This window comes from Pseudomonas atagonensis, from assembly GCF_011369485.1.
Lineage (GTDB): Bacteria > Pseudomonadota > Gammaproteobacteria > Pseudomonadales > Pseudomonadaceae > Aquipseudomonas > Aquipseudomonas atagonensis.
Window position 1 is genome coordinate 41964 of sequence record NZ_VXCA01000029.1, and the last position, 15819, is coordinate 57782.

The window sequence follows — 15819 nt, forward strand, 5'->3', positions numbered from 1 at the left end:
AGCCTTCGCGAGCAAGCCCGCTCCCACAGGGATACAGTCCAGTCAGTCAGACCGGGTATCTCGCCAAGCCCTGCAAAATGGCGGTTATCTTAAAGCAAAACGGCGACCATTGGCCGCCGTTTAGTGCATCGGTGAGGAATTAGACAGCCGGTGCCGGTTCCGGCGCAGCCGCAGGTTTTGGCAGCGACGACAGGAACGCCATGATCAGTGCCGCCACATACGGCAGCGACTGCACCAAAAGCATGGTCACCCAGAAGCGCATGTCGTTGCTCGGAATGCCTTGGACGAGGTAGATGCCCAGCGCCGCGCCCCACAACAGCAGCATGATGAACAGCTCTTCACGCGCTTCGGAAATCGCCACCCAGAAGCCGTGGTTGTCGGCATTTTTCGGGGTGCGGAAGAACGGAATGCTGCTGGTGAAGAAGCCGTACAGCACCGCTTTGGCGATGGTGTGCGACAACGCCAGACCGGCCAGTGCCGCGCAGAACGCATCCTTCAGATTCACGCCGACGGCGCGACGGTAGAGGAAGATGATCTTGCCGACCTTGAACACGAACAGTGCCAGCGGCGGGATCGCGAAAATCAGCAGCGGCGGATCGACCCGTTGCGGCACGATGATCATCGCCGCCGACCACAACAGCGCGCCGACGGTGAAGAAGATGTTCATGCCGTCCGCGACCCACGGTAGCCAGCCCGCGAGGAAGTGATAACGCTGGCCACGGGTCAGCTCGGTGTCCTTGCCGCGCAGCAGGCTTCGGGTGTGACGCTTGATGATCTGAATCGCACCGTAGGCCCAGCGGAAACGCTGCTTCTTGAAGTCGATGAAGGTGTCCGGCATCAAGCCCTTGCCGTAACTGTCGTGGTAATACGCCGCCGACAGACCTTTTTCAAACACGCGCAGACCGAGTTCGGCGTCTTCACAGATACACCAGTCGGCCCAACCGAGTTCTTCCAGAACCGAACGGCGAGTCATGGTCATGGTGCCGTGCTGAATGATCGCGTCGCGGTCGTTGCGAGTGACCATGCCGATGTGGAAGAAGCCTTTGTATTCGGCGTAGCAGAGCTTCTTGAAGGTGCTTTCGTTCTGATCGCGGTAGTCCTGCGGCGACTGCACCACGGCGATTTTCGGATCGGCGAAGTGCGGCACCATGTGCTTGAGCCAGTTCGGGTGCACGCAGTAATCGGAGTCGATCACCGCGATCACTTCGGCGTCCTTGGCGGTGTGCGGGATCAGGTAGTTCAGCGCACCGCCCTTGAAACCGGCCAGGGGCGATACGTGGAAAAACTTGAAGCGCGGGCCGAGGGTTTCGCAGTAGTCGCGCACCGGCTCCCAGACCGCCGGGTCCTTGGTGTTGTTGTCGATGATCAGGACTTCAAAGTCCGGATAGTCGAGGTTGGCCAAGGCGTCGAGGGTCTGTTTGACCATCTCCGGCGGCTCGTTGTAACAAGGCACGTGGATCGATACTTTCGGGCGGTAGTCCGAATCGCCGATCACCGGCAGGAATTCACGCCGACGCTTGTGAATCCACACCGCTTCGGCCAGTTCGTGGGCTTCGGTCAGCAGGACGATGAACACCCCGAGCGCACCGAGCGCCAGCAGGAAACCCACCGTCAAACTGAACCACGTGCTGTATTGCAGACTGTAGTCGTAACCGATCCACACCAGCACCGAACCGCAGAGGAAGGCGATAAAGGTCAGGAAGATCCGGCCACGCTGGCGCAATGCCGAGCCGTCAATCATCAGCAAGGTCAGTGACAACAGCGCCAATACCACCGAGCCAACGGCCAGCACGCGCCATTGCGGAATCGCCACCACCGGGCCTTCGAAGTTGAATTTCTGCTGACGGGCGGCGTTGAACACGCCCCAATACGCGCCGACCGAACCTTCGTCGCTGGCTTTCCACGGCTGGTCAAACGCTTCGATCACGAAGTAGTTGAAGCCCTGACGGTTGAGTTTGTTGACCAGCGTGCGCAGGTAGATCGCCTGATCCGCTGGCGAAGCATCGGCGCCACCGCGCATGCGCCCGTTGCTCGGCCAGCCCACTTCGGAGAGCAGCAGCGGTTTTTTCGGGAAAAGTTTTTTCAGGTCGCGGGCGCGATCGAAAACAAACTGCCCGGCCTTGTCGACTGGAATGAATTCCCAGTACGGCAGAACGTGCGCGGCGATCAGGTCGACGTGCTTGGCCAGCTCCGGGTGTTCTTCCCAGACGTGCCACTGTTCGGAGGTGGTCACCGGCACTTTGACGGCAGCGCGCACGCGGTCGAGCAATACGCTCAGTTGTTCGGCGGTGATTTCCTTGCGGAAGATCGCTTCGTTACCGACCACCACGCGCACCACGCTGCGCGAGGTGTTGGCCAGTTCGATGGCGCGCTGGATTTCCCGCTCGTTGCGTTCCTGATCGGGGCTGATCCAGATCCCGAGGGTCACGCGCAGGCCGAACTCTTCGGCCAGTTTCGGAATGTCCTGCAGGGAGCCGTCGACCGAGTAGATACGGATGTTGTCCGTCAGCTTGCTCATGATCTCCAGATCGCGGCGCATCTCGTCGTCAGACGGATATTGATCCTTCTGGGGGAATTGTCCCTGCTGAAATGGCGAATAGGAGAAACCGGAGATCTGCTCCGGCCAGTTGGGCGCGGAGACCGGGCGATTGATCAGCGCCCAGAAACCGGTGAACAGGGCGGCGATCGCCAGAACCACCACCAGGTTGAGACCAAATTTACGCGATGACATAGCTATTTCGGGTTCCAAAGGCTGTGGAACGAAGGAACGGATCGGCTTACGCCAAAAGGGCGCGAATCCTACACCGGCACTCCACTGGTCGTACACCGGACAGGGAAATTCCCGATATTGGGCAGCCGACTTTGACTTAAGTTCTTACACTTGTAGCGCGAAGCTTAAAACTTGTCGCTGCGTGGCCCTATAATGCGCGCCGGTTTTTGGGGTAATGGTCATGAGTACAGAAGATCCGCGGTTTGCAGGCATCGCCCGTTTGTATGGCATCGAGGGGTTGGAGCGCTTGCGCGCCGCTCATGTGGCGATTGTCGGCGTCGGCGGCGTCGGCTCCTGGGCGGCGGAAGCCATGGCCCGTTGTGGCGTCGGTGAAATTTCGCTGTTCGACCTGGACGACGTCTGCGTCAGCAACGCCAACCGTCAGTTGCACGCGCTGGACAGCACGGTGGGCAAACCCAAGGTTGAAGTGATGGCCGAGCGTCTGCGCGGGATCAACCCGGACTGCAAGGTGCACGCTGTGGCGGACTTTGTCACCCGCGACACCATGGCCGAATACATCACGCCGAACATCGATTGCGTGATCGACTGCATCGACGCGGTCAACGCCAAGGCGGCGCTGATCGCCTGGTGCAAACGCCGCAAGATTCAGATCATCACCACTGGCGGTGCGGGCGGGCAGATCGATCCGACACTGATTCAGGTCTGCGACCTTAACCGCACGTTTAACGATCCGCTGGCCTCGAAAGTGCGCTCGACCTTGCGTCGCGACTACGGCTTCTCGCGCACCGTGACTCGCCATTACAGCGTGCCGTGCGTGTTCTCCACCGAGCAACTGCGCTACCCGAAACCGGATGGCAGTATTTGTCTGCAGAAAAGTTTTGTCGGCGACGGCGTGAAACTGGACTGCGCCGGCGGGTTTGGTGCGGTGATGATGGTCACGGCAACGTTCGGCATGGTCGCTGCGACCAAGGCAGTGGACAAGATTGTGGCGGGTGTTCGGCGCCCGGCTGACCGGATCAAGCCGACTGTTTAGCAGACTTGGTGGAGAGGGGGTTTATCCCCGTTGGGGGGCGAAGCAGCCCCAATCAATCACATAGGGGTTACCTGACTCTCCGAGGAAGCAGATCTGGGGGCGCTTCGCACCCCAACGGGGATAAATCCCCTCGCCACAGGGTTAACCCGCCAACTCATTCATCCGCTTGAGCACGGCATTGAGGCCATTGCTGCGCGACGGCGACAGTTGCCGCGACAAACCCAACTGATTGAACCAATCCGGCAGATCCACCTGCTGCAACTCGCCAGCGGTCAAACCGTTCACCCGCAACAACAACAACGCCACCAATCCACGAATCATCCGCGCATCGCTGCTTGCCGCGAACTGCCAGTGACCATCGCGCAACTCGCCGACCAGCCATACCTGACTTTCACAGCCATGCACCCGGTTGGCCTCGCACTTGTCCTCGGCATTCAACGGCGGCAGACGATCGCCGGACTGCATCAGCAACCGCGCCCGTTGTTCCCAGCCAGCGGCAGTCTGGAAAGTCTGCAGCGCCTCGGCGGCCTCGACCGGCAGACTCATCGCAACAGCTCCAGCGCCTGATCCAGGGCTTCGAAAAAGCGCTCCAGATCTTCGGAGTCGTTGTACAGCGCCAGTGACACGCGAATCGCCCCGGCCAGCTCAAAACTTTTCAGCAATGGCATGGCGCAATGATGCCCTGCACGCACGGCGATGCCTTGCTCGGTCAGCAGATGCGCGAGATCGGCGTTGTGCACGCCCTCGACGACAAAACTGGCCAGCGCCAGTTGCGGTTTGCCCAGCAGACGAATGCCGTTACGCGCCGCGAGGCCACGCAATAGATAGTCGTGCAGCGCCGCTTCGTGAGCGGACACCGCGTCCTGATCCAGCCCGGCCAGATAATCAAGGGTCGCGCCGAGGCCGATCACACTGGCAATCGGCGGCGTGCCTGCCTCGAACCCCAGCGGAGCAGGGCGGAAGCGTGAGTCGTGATAGTTGGCTTCCAGCACCATTTCGCCGCCGAACTGCCAGGGCTTAAGGTGTTCCAGCGCTGCGTTGCGCCCGAACAGCACACCGAGGCCATCGGGGCCGTACAGCTTGTGGCTGGAAAATACGTAAAAGTCGCACCCCAGCGCCTGCACGTCATGCCGACCGTGCACCACACCTTGGGCGCCATCGACCACCGTCAGCGCGTTCTGCGCCTTGGCCATGGCCAGCAGCGCCGGCAGCGGTTGCCAGGCGCCGAGCACATTGGATAACTGGCTGACCGCCAGCAAACGCGTGCGCGGGCCGATCAGGTGCACCGCTTGGGCGAGGTCGATCAAACCGTCCTCATCCAGCGGCAGAATCACCAGTTTCAGGTTGCGACGTAGCGCCAGTTGCTGCCACGGCAGCAGGTTGGCGTGATGCTCCAGGGCGCTGATGACAATTTCATCGCCCGGATGGAAAAGATGTTCCAGGCCATAAGCCAGGAGATTCAGCGCACTGGTGGCGCCGTGGGTAAAGATGATCTGCCCGCTGTCACCGGCATTCAGCCACTGGGCAACCTTCAGGCGGCTGTCCTCGAACGCCTGCGTGGCGTGGGCGCCGGGCAGATGTTGCGCACGATGCACGTTGGCCGCGCCATTGGCGTAGTAATGCGCCAGCGCGTCGAGCAGGGCTTGGGGTTTTTGCGTAGTGGCGGCGTTGTCCAGATAGGTCTGGTCTTGCCGTTGCAGAGCGGCGATGGCCGGGAAATCGGCGCGCCAGGGCGAGGGAATCATCATGTGTATACGCCTGACCCTGTGAAAGCGAGCAAGCTCGCTCCCACAGGTTATCAATGTGCTGCTTAGTTGTGAGCGTGCAGCGCTTCGTTCAGTTCGATCGCCGATTTGTGGGTTTTGCACTCCACGGCGCCGGTTTCCGAATTGCGGCGGAACAGCAGGTCGGTCTGGCCAGCCAGATCACGCGCTTTCACGACTTTGACCAGATTGTTGTTCTCGTCCAGCAGCGCAACCTTGGTGCCGGCGGTCACGTACAGGCCCGACTCGACGGTGTTGCGGTCGCCCAACGGAATACCGATACCGGCGTTGGCGCCGATCAGGCAGCCTTCGCCGACCTTGATCACGATATTGCCGCCGCCCGACAGAGTGCCCATGGTCGAGCAACCGCCGCCCAGATCCGAACCCTTGCCGACGAATACGCCAGCGGATACGCGGCCTTCGATCATGCCCGGGCCTTCGGTGCCGGCGTTGAAGTTGATGAAACCTTCGTGCATCACGGTGGTACCTTCGCCCACGTAAGCACCCAGACGCAGACGCGCGGCGTCAGCGATACGCACGCCAGCCGGCACTACGTAGTCGGTCATTTTCGGGAACTTGTCCACCGAGAACACTTCCAGCAGCTCGCCGCGCAGGCGGGCTTCGAGTTGCAGTTCGGCCAGTTCGCTCAGGTCGATGGCGCCCTGGCTGGTCCAGGCAACGTTTGGCAGCAGCGGGAAGATCCCGGCCAGGCTGACGCCGTGTGGCTTGACCAGACGATGGGACAGCAGGTGCAGCTTCAGGTACGCCTCAGGCGTGGAAGTCAGCTGTGCGTCTTCAGCCAGAACAGTGGCGACCAGCGGCTTGTGGCTCTCGGCCAGTCGGGTCAGCAGCTTGCCTTGAACGGCGTCGATGCCTTTGACCGCTTCCGCCAGTTGCGCAGCCTGAGCGGTGGTGAAGGTGATGGCCTGGTTGCCACCGGTGTAACCGAGGATCGGCGCAACGGCTGCGACCAGTTCGGCCGACGGGTTGAGCAGCGGCTGGGCGTAGAACACTTCGAGCCAGGCGCCTTGACGGTTTTGCGTGCCGACACCGAAGGCAATGCTGAACAGGGAATTGGACATGTGAATACCTCTACAAAAAGTGACGGGCTGCTTACTTGAGGGCGGCCGCGTAGATATCTGGCTTGAAGCCAATCAGGGTTCGGTCACCGAGATCAAGCACCGGGCGCTTGATCATCGAGGGTTGAGCGAGCATCAGTTCGATGGCTTTCGACTGGTCGAGATCGGCTTTGCGTTCGTCGTCGAGTTTGCGAAAGGTCGTGCCTGCGCGGTTCAACACCGTTTGCCAGCCGTGTTCGTCACACCATTGGGTCAGGTGTTCACGGTCGATGCCGGCGGTTTTGTAGTCGTGAAAGTCGTAGCTGACAGCGTGTTCATCGAGCCAGGTGCGCGCCTTCTTCATGGTGTCGCAGGCTTTGATGCCGAAAAGGTGCAACGTTTTACTTGAAACGGTCAAGGAATCGCCCCCTTTACAGGTGCTGGAAAAAAATGGTGTGGGATTATGCCATGACCAAACGGTTTCGCGGCGCCGAGGTTTATCTGCTTGCAGATTACCCTGTGGGAGCGGGCTTGCTCGCGAAAGGGGCGTGTCAGTCGAAATCATTGCTCAATGACCCACCGCCTTCGCGAGCAAGCCCGCTCCCACAAGGGGATTTACGCCAGGGCTGCGACATAGGTGCAACGGTCACGTACAGCCTAAGCGGCTAATATGGCAGTTCAACGCTGTCGATCGTCTGAGAACTCTGCTTTATGCAAACTGCTTACACCGTCCTGATCCTGCTGATGTTGGTCAGCGTCTCGCGTCTGGTCGGACGGGTTATCCCGCTGCCACTGCCTCTGGTGCAGATTGCCGCCGGCGCCTTGCTGGCCTGGCCCACCCTCGGCCTGCACGTGGCCCTCGACCCGGAATTGTTTCTTTTTCTATTCCTGCCGCCGCTGCTGTTTTCCGATGGCTGGCGCATGCCCAAGCGCGAATTCTGGCATTTGCGCGGGCCGATTTTGACGCTGGCGGTAGGTCTGGTGTTGTTCACGGTGGTGGGCGCTGGCTATTTCATTCACTGGTTATTGCCGACGATTCCGTTGCCAGTGGCATTTGCTCTGGCCGCCGTGTTGTCGCCAACCGATGCCGTGGCCGTCTCGGCGATTTCGCAGAATCGCTTGCCGCGCCCGCTGATGCACATTCTGCAGGGCGAGGCGCTGATGAATGATGCGTCGGGCCTGGTGACATTCAAGTTCGCTCTGGCGGCGGCCATTACCGGGGTGTTCTCGCTCACCAACGCGAGTCTGACTTTCGTGGTGGTCGCTCTGGGCGGGTTGGCGGTCGGTGTGGCGCTGAGCTGGCTGGTCGGGCGTTTGCGGGCGTGGATGATTGCGCGTGGCTGGGATGACCCGGCCACCCACGTGGTGTTCATGTTGCTGTTGCCATTTGCCGCTTACGTACTGGCCGAACGCCTGGGTGTTTCCGGCATCCTCTCGGCGGTTGCGGCGGGGATGATGCAGAGCTGGCTCGATCTGCTGCCACGACAGACCAGCACCCGTTTGCTCAATCGCAGTGTCTGGTCGCTGCTGGAATTTGCTTTTAATGGCCTGATCTTCCTGCTGCTTGGCCTGCAATTGCCGGACATTATCAAAGCGGTGGTCAGCCACGAACCGACGTTGTGGCCGACGCTGCTGTATCGCGGTCTCGACGTGCTGGCGATTTTCCTCGCGCTGGTGCTGCTGCGGTTTATCTGGGTGCAAAGCATCTGGCGCCTGTCGGTGTTGCTGCGGCGATTGCGTGGCAAAGGCGAGCTGACGCAAGTGCCGACCGCGCGTTCCTGCTGGTTGCTGACGGTCGGCGGCGTGCGCGGTGCGGTGACGCTGGCGGGTGTAATGTCGGTGCCGATGTTGATGGGCAGCGAGGCGTTTCCCGAGCGTGATCTGCTGATCTTCATCGCCGCCGGGGTGATTCTGCTGTCGCTGGTGTCGGCGTGTATCGCGCTGCCGCTGTTGTTGCGCGGCATCGAAAAAAGTCCTGACGACAAGCGCCGTCAGGAAGTGCGCGACGCCTGGCGCAAAACCGCCGAGGCGGCGATTCATGCGCTGGAAACTGAAGAGGTGGTACCGCAGGACGCCGCTCAGGCAGCACTTTCGGCGGAGCTGAAGGCGCGGATCATGTCCGAATATCGTCATCAACTCGAAGTGTTTAACGACTCCGCCGAAGCCCAGGCGCTGGCCTTTCAGATGGACTTGCTGGAGCGCCGTCTGCGCCTGAAGGCCTTGCGCGCACAACGTCTGGAGCTTTATAGCCTCAGCCGTCATCACCAGATTGGCGATGACGTATTGCGTGAAGTCTTGGGTGAACTGGACTTGAGTGAAGCGAATCTGGGGCAGGTCAAATAGCCGATATGGAGGGTGGAGCTCCTTAATTCGCAGGGTTTATTTCGGATAAATCAGGCGGGCGAACTCGATGTCCTGTTCGCTGATGTCCGAGTTGAGCTTGACCTCCCACTCACCGTTGGTCAGCCGGTTCTCGATGGGGTAGTGCATGATGGATTTACGGTCGTAGGGGGCGCTGCGCAGGTGCTTGGTGTTGAGGGGGGTGAAGAAATTCAGGTCTATCGCTGACTTGTCATGGCCGTATTGTTCAGCATACAGGCGATAGACCATGGGTTTGTTCCAGGGAATGTTCGCCTCCGGATGCTGATGCTCATGTTCAAAACCCAGTGCGTGACCAAATTCGTGCAACACCGCTGCCCTGAATTCCGGATTCCCGGGTTTATTGCCGATGGACATAGTCGGTTCTCCTGCAGGTACCTTTAGCGCGTCTGTGCCGATGTAGGACGTATTTTCCGTAATCCTGGTCGAGATTCTGATCTTGGCGTCAGCCACGCTGGACATTGCCAGGTAGAGGTTAATGTACGGCTGCCACTCCCAGATAATCGCTTCAATGGCGTCCTGCAGTTCCTGAGTCGGGGCGTCGGTAAAGGCGATGCTCAACCATTGTCCGGCACGCCAGAATTTCGAGCCGTCACCGACGCTGCGCGGTAGCCGGCGAGCAGGACTGGAAGGCTGTGACGCGTCGGCCGAAGGAACACCTTGTGCCGGTTGAATGACTTTGCAGAAACATGATGTTGTCATGGATAAACCTCCTTGTTTTAACTTAAGAGAGTGATTTGGTTATTGATCGTTTCAGGGAAGGCTATTTTGGATACAACAGTCTCATCAGCTTTTTATCTTTCTTGCTTATTTCTCGATTGGTCGGGTTTTCCCAGTTACCCAGCGTCAACGCGTTTGCAACAGGGTGATGCATAATCGACTTTCGATCGTATTCGGTATAAATCGCCGCCAGAGTGTCGAAAGGAATAAACAGGTTTCGATCAACTTGTTCCGGCGTGAGCGGGTTCATCTCGCGGTTACGATAAAACTCATAAACTTTCGGTTTGTCCCAAGGGATATTGGCTTCTGGATGTTGGTGCTCATGCATGGCGCCAAGAGCGTGGCCAAACTCATGAGTGACGATCACTTCGAAATCCTCATGATCCGGTTTTACCCCCAAACTCATGGTTGGCCAGTCGGGATGAATGAGCAAGGCGTCGGTGCCAAGTATCGAGCTGTTGACATTGTTTTTCGTGGCAATCCGGATATCACCTTGCTCGCCGTCAACGAAGTCGAACGTCAGATTGATATAGGGCAGCCAGCGGCTCGCCGCATCAATGATCTTTTGTTTATGTTCCGCTTCCGGCGCATCAATGAACGCGATTTTCAATGTGCGGCCGTTTGCCCAGAGTTTCGAGTAATTGACCAGCGAGCGTTTGCGTCGCCCACCGCTGTTGGAACTTTGATTGTTGGGATTTTCTTTAATGGCGGCGTTATAAGCGGCTATTTCATCCGGCCACTGTATGAGCAGGCAATCTTGAAGAGTATTCATCTTGGACTTCTTCCTTGAAGTAGTATGGTTTTTTGTTTGGATACAACAAAGTGCACGGCTGAAGATAAGCCGTTCATGTCGAAAGAGGGAGTAATTAGTTGTTTGGAACTGTGACGTGGTGCCACAAGTTACCGTGCCGGATTGCCCGGCACGGTGTCATTGATTACTGCTGACGGGTTACAAACGCGCGAATGCGTTCTGCGGCTTCCACGCATTCGGCCAATGGTGCCACCAGGGCCATGCGCACACGTCCGGCCCCCGGATTGACGCCTTCCACTTCGCGGGACAGGTAGGATCCCGGTACAACGGTTACGTGTTCTTCGGCAAACAGGTCGCGGCAGAAGGCCGCATCATCGCCTTGCACATTCGGCCACAGGTAGAAGCTGCCATCTGGACGTTGCACGTCCATCACCGGGCTGAGGATTGCCAGCACCGCATCGAACTTCTCGCGGTACAGCGCCCGGTTGGCTCGCACGTGCACTTCGTCATTCCACGCGGCGACGCTGGCCAGTTGGGTTTGTACCGGCATCGCGCAACCGTGGTAGGTGCGGTACAGCAGGAAACCCTTGAGGATGTCGGCATCGCCGGCAACGAAACCGGAGCGCAGGCCCGGCAGGTTCGAGCGCTTGGACAGGCTGTGGAACACCACGCAACGCTTGAAGTCCTTGCGACCCAGTTCAACGCAGGCAGTGAGCAGGCCCGGCGGCGGGGTTTGCTCGTCGAAGTAAAGCTCGCTGTAGCACTCGTCGGCGGCGATCACGAAGTCGTATTCATCGGCCAGAGCGATCAGTTTTTTCAGCACATCGACCGGAATCAGTGCGCCGGTCGGGTTGCCCGGCGAGCACAGGAACAGGATCTGGCAGCGTTTCCAGATATCCGGCGAAACAGCATCGAAATCCGGGTTGAAGCCGTTTTCGTCCAGGCATGGCAGATAATGCGGCTTGGCTCCGGCGAGAAACGCCGCGCCCTCATAGATCTGATAAAACGGGTTCGGGCTGACCACCAGCGCATCGTCACCACGGTTGACCACGGTCTGGGTGAAAGCGAACAGCGCTTCACGGGTACCGTTGACCGGCAACACGTTGCGCGCCGGGTCGATCCAGCCGCCCGGTACGCCGAAGCGGCGCTCGCACCAGCCGGCAATGGCTTCGCGCAGCGCCGGGATGCCCAGTGTGGTCGGGTACACCGCCATCTGATCCAGATTGTTCGCCAGCGCTTCTGCGACAAAGCTTGGCGAGCGGTGTTTCGGCTCGCCGATCGACAGGGCGATCGGGCGCTTGTCCGGGTTCGGCGTAACCGTGCCGAGCAGTGCGCGGAGCTTTTCGAACGGGTAGGGCTGGAGCTGGTTCAGAGCGTTGTTCATGGGGGCCTCTTTAAGTGTGAAAGGGGAGCCGTTGTGGCGAGGGGATTTATCCCCGCTCGGCTGCGAAGCAGTCGTAAAACCTGTGCACGCGGACTTTCAGTCAAATCGCAGTGAATGGTTTTAGGGCCGCTGCGCAGTCCAACGGGGATAAATTCCCTCGCCACAGGGGAAATTCATTGATTCAGATACTGATGCGCGACAGCTTGATATCCGGTTCCTGATTGACACTCAGTTGCTCGACGATCGCATCCTGTAAACGGCTGCACAGTAGGGGATCGGACAGCGGTTGGTTGTGTGCGTCGGTGATGAAGAACACGTCCTCCACCCGCTCGCCCAGCGTTGCAATTTTGGCGTTCTGCAGCGATAGATCAAACTCGAGGAAGATCCCGCCGATGCGCGCGAGCAGCCCGGGTCGATCCGGTGCGGTGAGTTCCAGCACGGTGACCGGGCGCTGGGCATCGTTGTGAATCGTCACCTGCGGCGCAAAGGCAAAATGCTTGAGCTGGCGTGGCACTCGACGCTGAATGATCGTCGGGTATTCGTCCGGGTTGCGCAGGGCTTCGGTGAGGCCGTCGCGGATCTGTTTGACCCGCGCCGGATTGTCGCCGATGGAGTCGCCGTCGGTATCGAGCACGATGTAGGTGTCGAGGGTGAACTGGCTGCTGGAGGTAATGACGCGGGCGTCGTGAATGTTCAGGTTGAGCTGATCCATCGCCGCTACGGTCACCGCGAAAAAGTCGTGCTGGTCCGGCGCATAAATGAAGATCTGCGTGCCGCCTTCGAACTCACGCTGGGTGGTTTCCTTGATCAGCACCAGCGGGCCGCCATCGGCCGGCTGCTGGAGTATCGCGTCACTGTGCCAGGCGACGTCACCCGCGGTGTGGCGCAGGAAATAGTCATCGCCCAGTTGCGCCCACAATTGCTCGACATCGTCCGGGTCGGTACCGCCGCGCACAAGGATGTCCAGCGCTGCGCTCTGGGTCTGGCGGATCTGCTCTTCGCGATCCACCGGGTTCTCCAGGCCACGGCGCAGGGCACGCTTGGTCTCGGTGTAGAGCTGGCGCAACAGACTGGCGCGCCAGGAATTCCACAGGGTCGGGTTGGTCGCGTTGATGTCGGCGACCGTCAGCACATAGAGGTAATCGAGGCGGGTTTCGTCGCCGACGGCCTGGGCAAAGTCATGGATCACCTGCGGATCGGACAAGTCCTTGCGTTGGGCGGTGGTCGACATCACCAGATGGTTTTGTACCAGCCAGACGATCAGACGGCTGTCCCACACCGGCAACTGATGGCGCTGGCAGAACGCCTCGGCATCGACTGCACCGATTTCCGAGTGATCGCCATGCCGGCCTTTGCCGATGTCGTGGTACAGGCCCGCCATGTAGATGAGTTCGGGCTTGGGCAGTTTGGCCATGAGCTTGGCGGCCAGCGGGAATTTTTCCGACACCTGGGTGTACTGCAACTTACGCAGGTGTTTGATCAGGTTCAGCGTGTGCGCGTCGACCGTGTAAATGTGGAACAGGTCGTGCTGCATCTGACCTACGATGAAACCGAACTCCGGCAGGTAGCGCCCGAGAATGCCGTAGCGGTTCATCCGGCGCAGGTTGCGGTGGATGCCGATCTTGCACTTGAACAGCTCGATGAAAAGGCTGGTATTACGGATGTCGTTGCGGAAGTTGTCGTCGATCAGATGACGGTTTTCCCGCAGCAGGCGAATAGTGTCGGCGCGTACGCCTTTGATGTCCGGTTGCTGGGCCATCAGCACGAAGATCTCGAGCATGGCGAACGGCGTGCGCCGAAACACATTGTCGTTGCGTGCTTCGATGTAGCCATCGTGCAGCTGGAAGCGCGAGTTGACCGGCTGCGGCGGCGCTTCGTCTTCCGGGGCCAGGATCACTTCTTCGAAGTGCTGGATAATCAGGTCGCTGAGCTGGGCAATGCTCATCACCACGCGAAAATACTGTTGCATGAAATTTTCGACGGCCTGTTTGGCGTCGTCACCTTCAAAACCGAGCAACCCGGCGATGGTGCGCTGGTGGTCGAACAGCAAGCGGTCTTCGGAGCGCACGGCGAGCATGTGCAGTGCATAGCGCACTTTCCAGAGGAATTCCTGCGAAGACGCGAGCAGGGCGTTTTCACTCTCGACGAGGAAGCCTTCGCCGGCCAGTGCGCGCAGGTTCAGCGTGCCGTACTGGCGCCGGGCGACCCACAGAATTGTCTGGATATCCCGCAGTCCGCCGGGCGAACCTTTGACGTTGGGTTCCAGGTTGTATTCAGTGTCGTTGTACTTGTGGTGACGGGCCTTTTGTTCGGCACGCTTGGCCAGGAAAAACTCCTTGGCCGGCCACATATGAGTGGTGCTGGTGACGTCGAGCATGCGCTGGCGCAGGCGCTCGGGGCCACAGATGGTGCGACTTTCCATCAGGTTGGTGACCACGGTCAGGTCGGCGCGCGCTTCTTCGGCGCACTCGTCGACCGAGCGAACGCTCTGACCGACCTCCAAGCCGATGTCCCATAACAGCGTCAGAAAGCGCTCGATGGAATCGCGGAAAACTTCGTGATCGGCACTGTCCAGGAGGATCAGCAGATCGATATCGGAATAAGGGTGCAATTCACCCCGGCCGTAGCCGCCGACCGCGACCAGCGCAATGTCGGCGTCTTCGCTCCAGTTGAACTGCTCCCAGGCCTTTTGCAGGATGTTGTCGACGAACCAGGCACGGTCCTCAATCAATCGCCGAATGTCACGGCCGCTGCGAAAACGTGCGTCGAGCACCTCGCGAGCCTGACGGATCGCCTTCTTGAACGCGGCGATAGGGCTCGCTTTCAGGGCCAGTTCAGCCTGGAACTGGCCGCGGTCGAAGAGTTCGGGATCCACCTGCGGCATCGATTGGCTTTCCTTCTATATAAAAGCTGGGAGCATTGTGTGGATCAGGCCGAGATGCGCGGGATGGTGTCGTCGGCGCGCAGGGTGAAGATCTCGTAACCGGTGTCGGTGACCAGCAGGGTGTGCTCCCACTGGGCCGACAGCTTGCGGTCCTTGGTGATCGCGGTCCAGCCGTCGCCCAATACTTTGGTGTCGGCCTTGCCCTGGTTGATCATCGGTTCGATGGTGAAGGTCATGCCCGCCTTCAGTTCCATGCCGGTGCCGGCGCGGCCGTAGTGCAGGATTTGCGGCTCTTCGTGGAAGACCTTGCCAATGCCGTGACCACAAAACTCGCGAACCACCGAGAAGCCGTTCTTTTCCGCGTGCTTCTGGATGACTTCACCGATGTCACCCAGGCGGCAGCCGGGTTTGACGATTTCGATGGCCTTGTACATGCATTCCTGAGTGATCTGCGACAGGCGTTCGGCCCAGACTGGTACGGTGCCAACGTGGAACATGCGGCTGGTGTCGCCGTGGTAGCCGTCCTTGATCACGGTGACGTCGATGTTCAGGGTATCGCCGTTTTTCAGTGGCTTGTCGTTTGGGATGCCGTGGCAGACCACGTGGTTGATCGACGTGCAGATCGACTTCGGGTAACCCTTGTAATTGAGCGGGGCAGGGATGGCTTGCTGCACGTTGACGATGTAGTCGTGGCAGATCTGGTTCAGCTCATCGGTGGTGACGCCCGGTTTGACATGTTCGGCAATCATTTCCAGCACATCGGCGGCCAGTTTGCCGGCGACACGCATGCCAGCGATGTCCTCGGGAGTTTTGAGGTTGACGGTCATACAGGCTCTCTCTGCGCTCGGCGGCGCTTGCTGGTACGGATAGGGTGGCCGGTGTTCGTTTTGCGACCCTGAAAAACGCGATTCTAACAGACGGAAGGAGCAAATCCGCGCCTGCGTGCATCGCTTCTCTCTATACAATGGTGCGCCCGGGGCCGATTCCAAGGGGGCTGCGTGCATGTCACTGGCGCGATTGCAGATTTCGGGTTCCGTTTCTGTCATCTCTGTGATATAAAATGCGCCGCTTTCCGGGGATACCCCGAAAGGCTTAAATCCACACACGTGTCGACAC

The 15819-nt window shown here is 59.5% G+C and carries 12 protein-coding genes; 2 read left to right on the top strand and 10 right to left on the bottom strand.

What is annotated here, in order from left to right; translation table 11 throughout:
- Window positions 1-139 precede the first annotated feature (139 nt).
- On the bottom strand, window positions 140-2731 hold the full coding sequence (locus F2P67_RS20910; RefSeq protein ID WP_166223148.1) for a glycosyltransferase: 2592 nt from the start codon (window positions 2729-2731) through the stop codon (window positions 140-142).
- A gap of 214 nt (window positions 2732-2945) precedes the next feature.
- On the opposite strand from F2P67_RS20910, the gene tcdA reads away from it, so the two are divergent.
- Complete coding sequence (tcdA, locus tag F2P67_RS20915) at window positions 2946-3764, top strand: tRNA cyclic N6-threonylcarbamoyladenosine(37) synthase TcdA (RefSeq protein ID WP_166223150.1); 819 nt, start codon at window positions 2946-2948, stop codon at window positions 3762-3764.
- A 141-nt stretch (window positions 3765-3905) separates the two neighbouring features.
- Here tcdA and F2P67_RS20920 read toward each other — a convergent pair whose 3' ends face one another.
- The 4 genes from F2P67_RS20920 to F2P67_RS20935 all read right to left on the bottom strand — a co-directional run bounded on the left by F2P67_RS20920 (window position 3906) and on the right by F2P67_RS20935 (window position 7003).
- Entirely contained in the window at window positions 3906-4310 is a 405-nt protein-coding gene (locus F2P67_RS20920; protein ID WP_166223152.1) for a SufE family protein, read from the bottom strand.
- Complete coding sequence (locus tag F2P67_RS20925) at window positions 4307-5512, bottom strand: aminotransferase class V-fold PLP-dependent enzyme (protein WP_166223154.1); 1206 nt, start codon at window positions 5510-5512, stop codon at window positions 4307-4309. Before F2P67_RS20925 ends, F2P67_RS20920 begins: the two co-directional genes overlap by 4 nt.
- A 62-nt stretch (window positions 5513-5574) precedes the next feature.
- Window positions 5575-6609, bottom strand: a complete 1035-nt coding sequence (dapD, locus tag F2P67_RS20930) for a 2,3,4,5-tetrahydropyridine-2,6-dicarboxylate N-succinyltransferase (RefSeq protein WP_166223156.1) — start codon at window positions 6607-6609, stop codon at window positions 5575-5577.
- Between the two features lie 31 nt (window positions 6610-6640).
- Window positions 6641-7003 carry an ArsC family reductase gene (locus F2P67_RS20935; RefSeq protein WP_003222107.1) on the bottom strand — a complete coding sequence of 121 codons (363 nt, stop codon included), beginning with the start codon at window positions 7001-7003 and terminating at the stop codon, window positions 6641-6643.
- A gap of 293 nt (window positions 7004-7296) precedes the next feature.
- On the opposite strand from F2P67_RS20935, the gene F2P67_RS20940 reads away from it, so the two are divergent.
- A complete protein-coding gene (locus tag F2P67_RS20940; protein WP_166223158.1) occupies window positions 7297-8928 on the top strand; it encodes a Na+/H+ antiporter in 1632 nt (543 codons plus the stop codon).
- A 36-nt stretch (window positions 8929-8964) separates the two neighbouring features.
- Here F2P67_RS20940 and F2P67_RS20945 read toward each other — a convergent pair whose 3' ends face one another.
- The 5 genes from F2P67_RS20945 to map all read right to left on the bottom strand — a co-directional run bounded on the left by F2P67_RS20945 (window position 8965) and on the right by map (window position 15530).
- The gene (locus F2P67_RS20945) at window positions 8965-9666 is read right to left on the bottom strand and encodes a M12 family metallopeptidase (RefSeq protein WP_166223160.1); all 702 of its coding nucleotides are present in this window, start codon (window positions 9664-9666) and stop codon (window positions 8965-8967) included.
- A gap of 61 nt (window positions 9667-9727) precedes the next feature.
- Window positions 9728-10456 carry a zinc metalloprotease gene (locus F2P67_RS20950; RefSeq protein WP_166223162.1) on the bottom strand — a complete coding sequence of 243 codons (729 nt, stop codon included), beginning with the start codon at window positions 10454-10456 and terminating at the stop codon, window positions 9728-9730.
- A 163-nt stretch (window positions 10457-10619) separates the two neighbouring features.
- Window positions 10620-11819, bottom strand: coding sequence for a succinyldiaminopimelate transaminase (gene dapC, locus F2P67_RS20955; protein WP_166223164.1), 1200 nt, complete (start codon window positions 11817-11819; stop codon window positions 10620-10622).
- A 181-nt stretch (window positions 11820-12000) separates the two neighbouring features.
- Window positions 12001-14703 carry a [protein-PII] uridylyltransferase gene (locus F2P67_RS20960; RefSeq protein ID WP_166223167.1) on the bottom strand — a complete coding sequence of 901 codons (2703 nt, stop codon included), beginning with the start codon at window positions 14701-14703 and terminating at the stop codon, window positions 12001-12003.
- A 44-nt stretch (window positions 14704-14747) separates the two neighbouring features.
- Window positions 14748-15530, bottom strand: a complete 783-nt coding sequence (map, locus tag F2P67_RS20965) for a type I methionyl aminopeptidase (RefSeq protein WP_166223170.1) — start codon at window positions 15528-15530, stop codon at window positions 14748-14750.
- Between the last annotated feature and the right edge of the window lie 289 nt (window positions 15531-15819).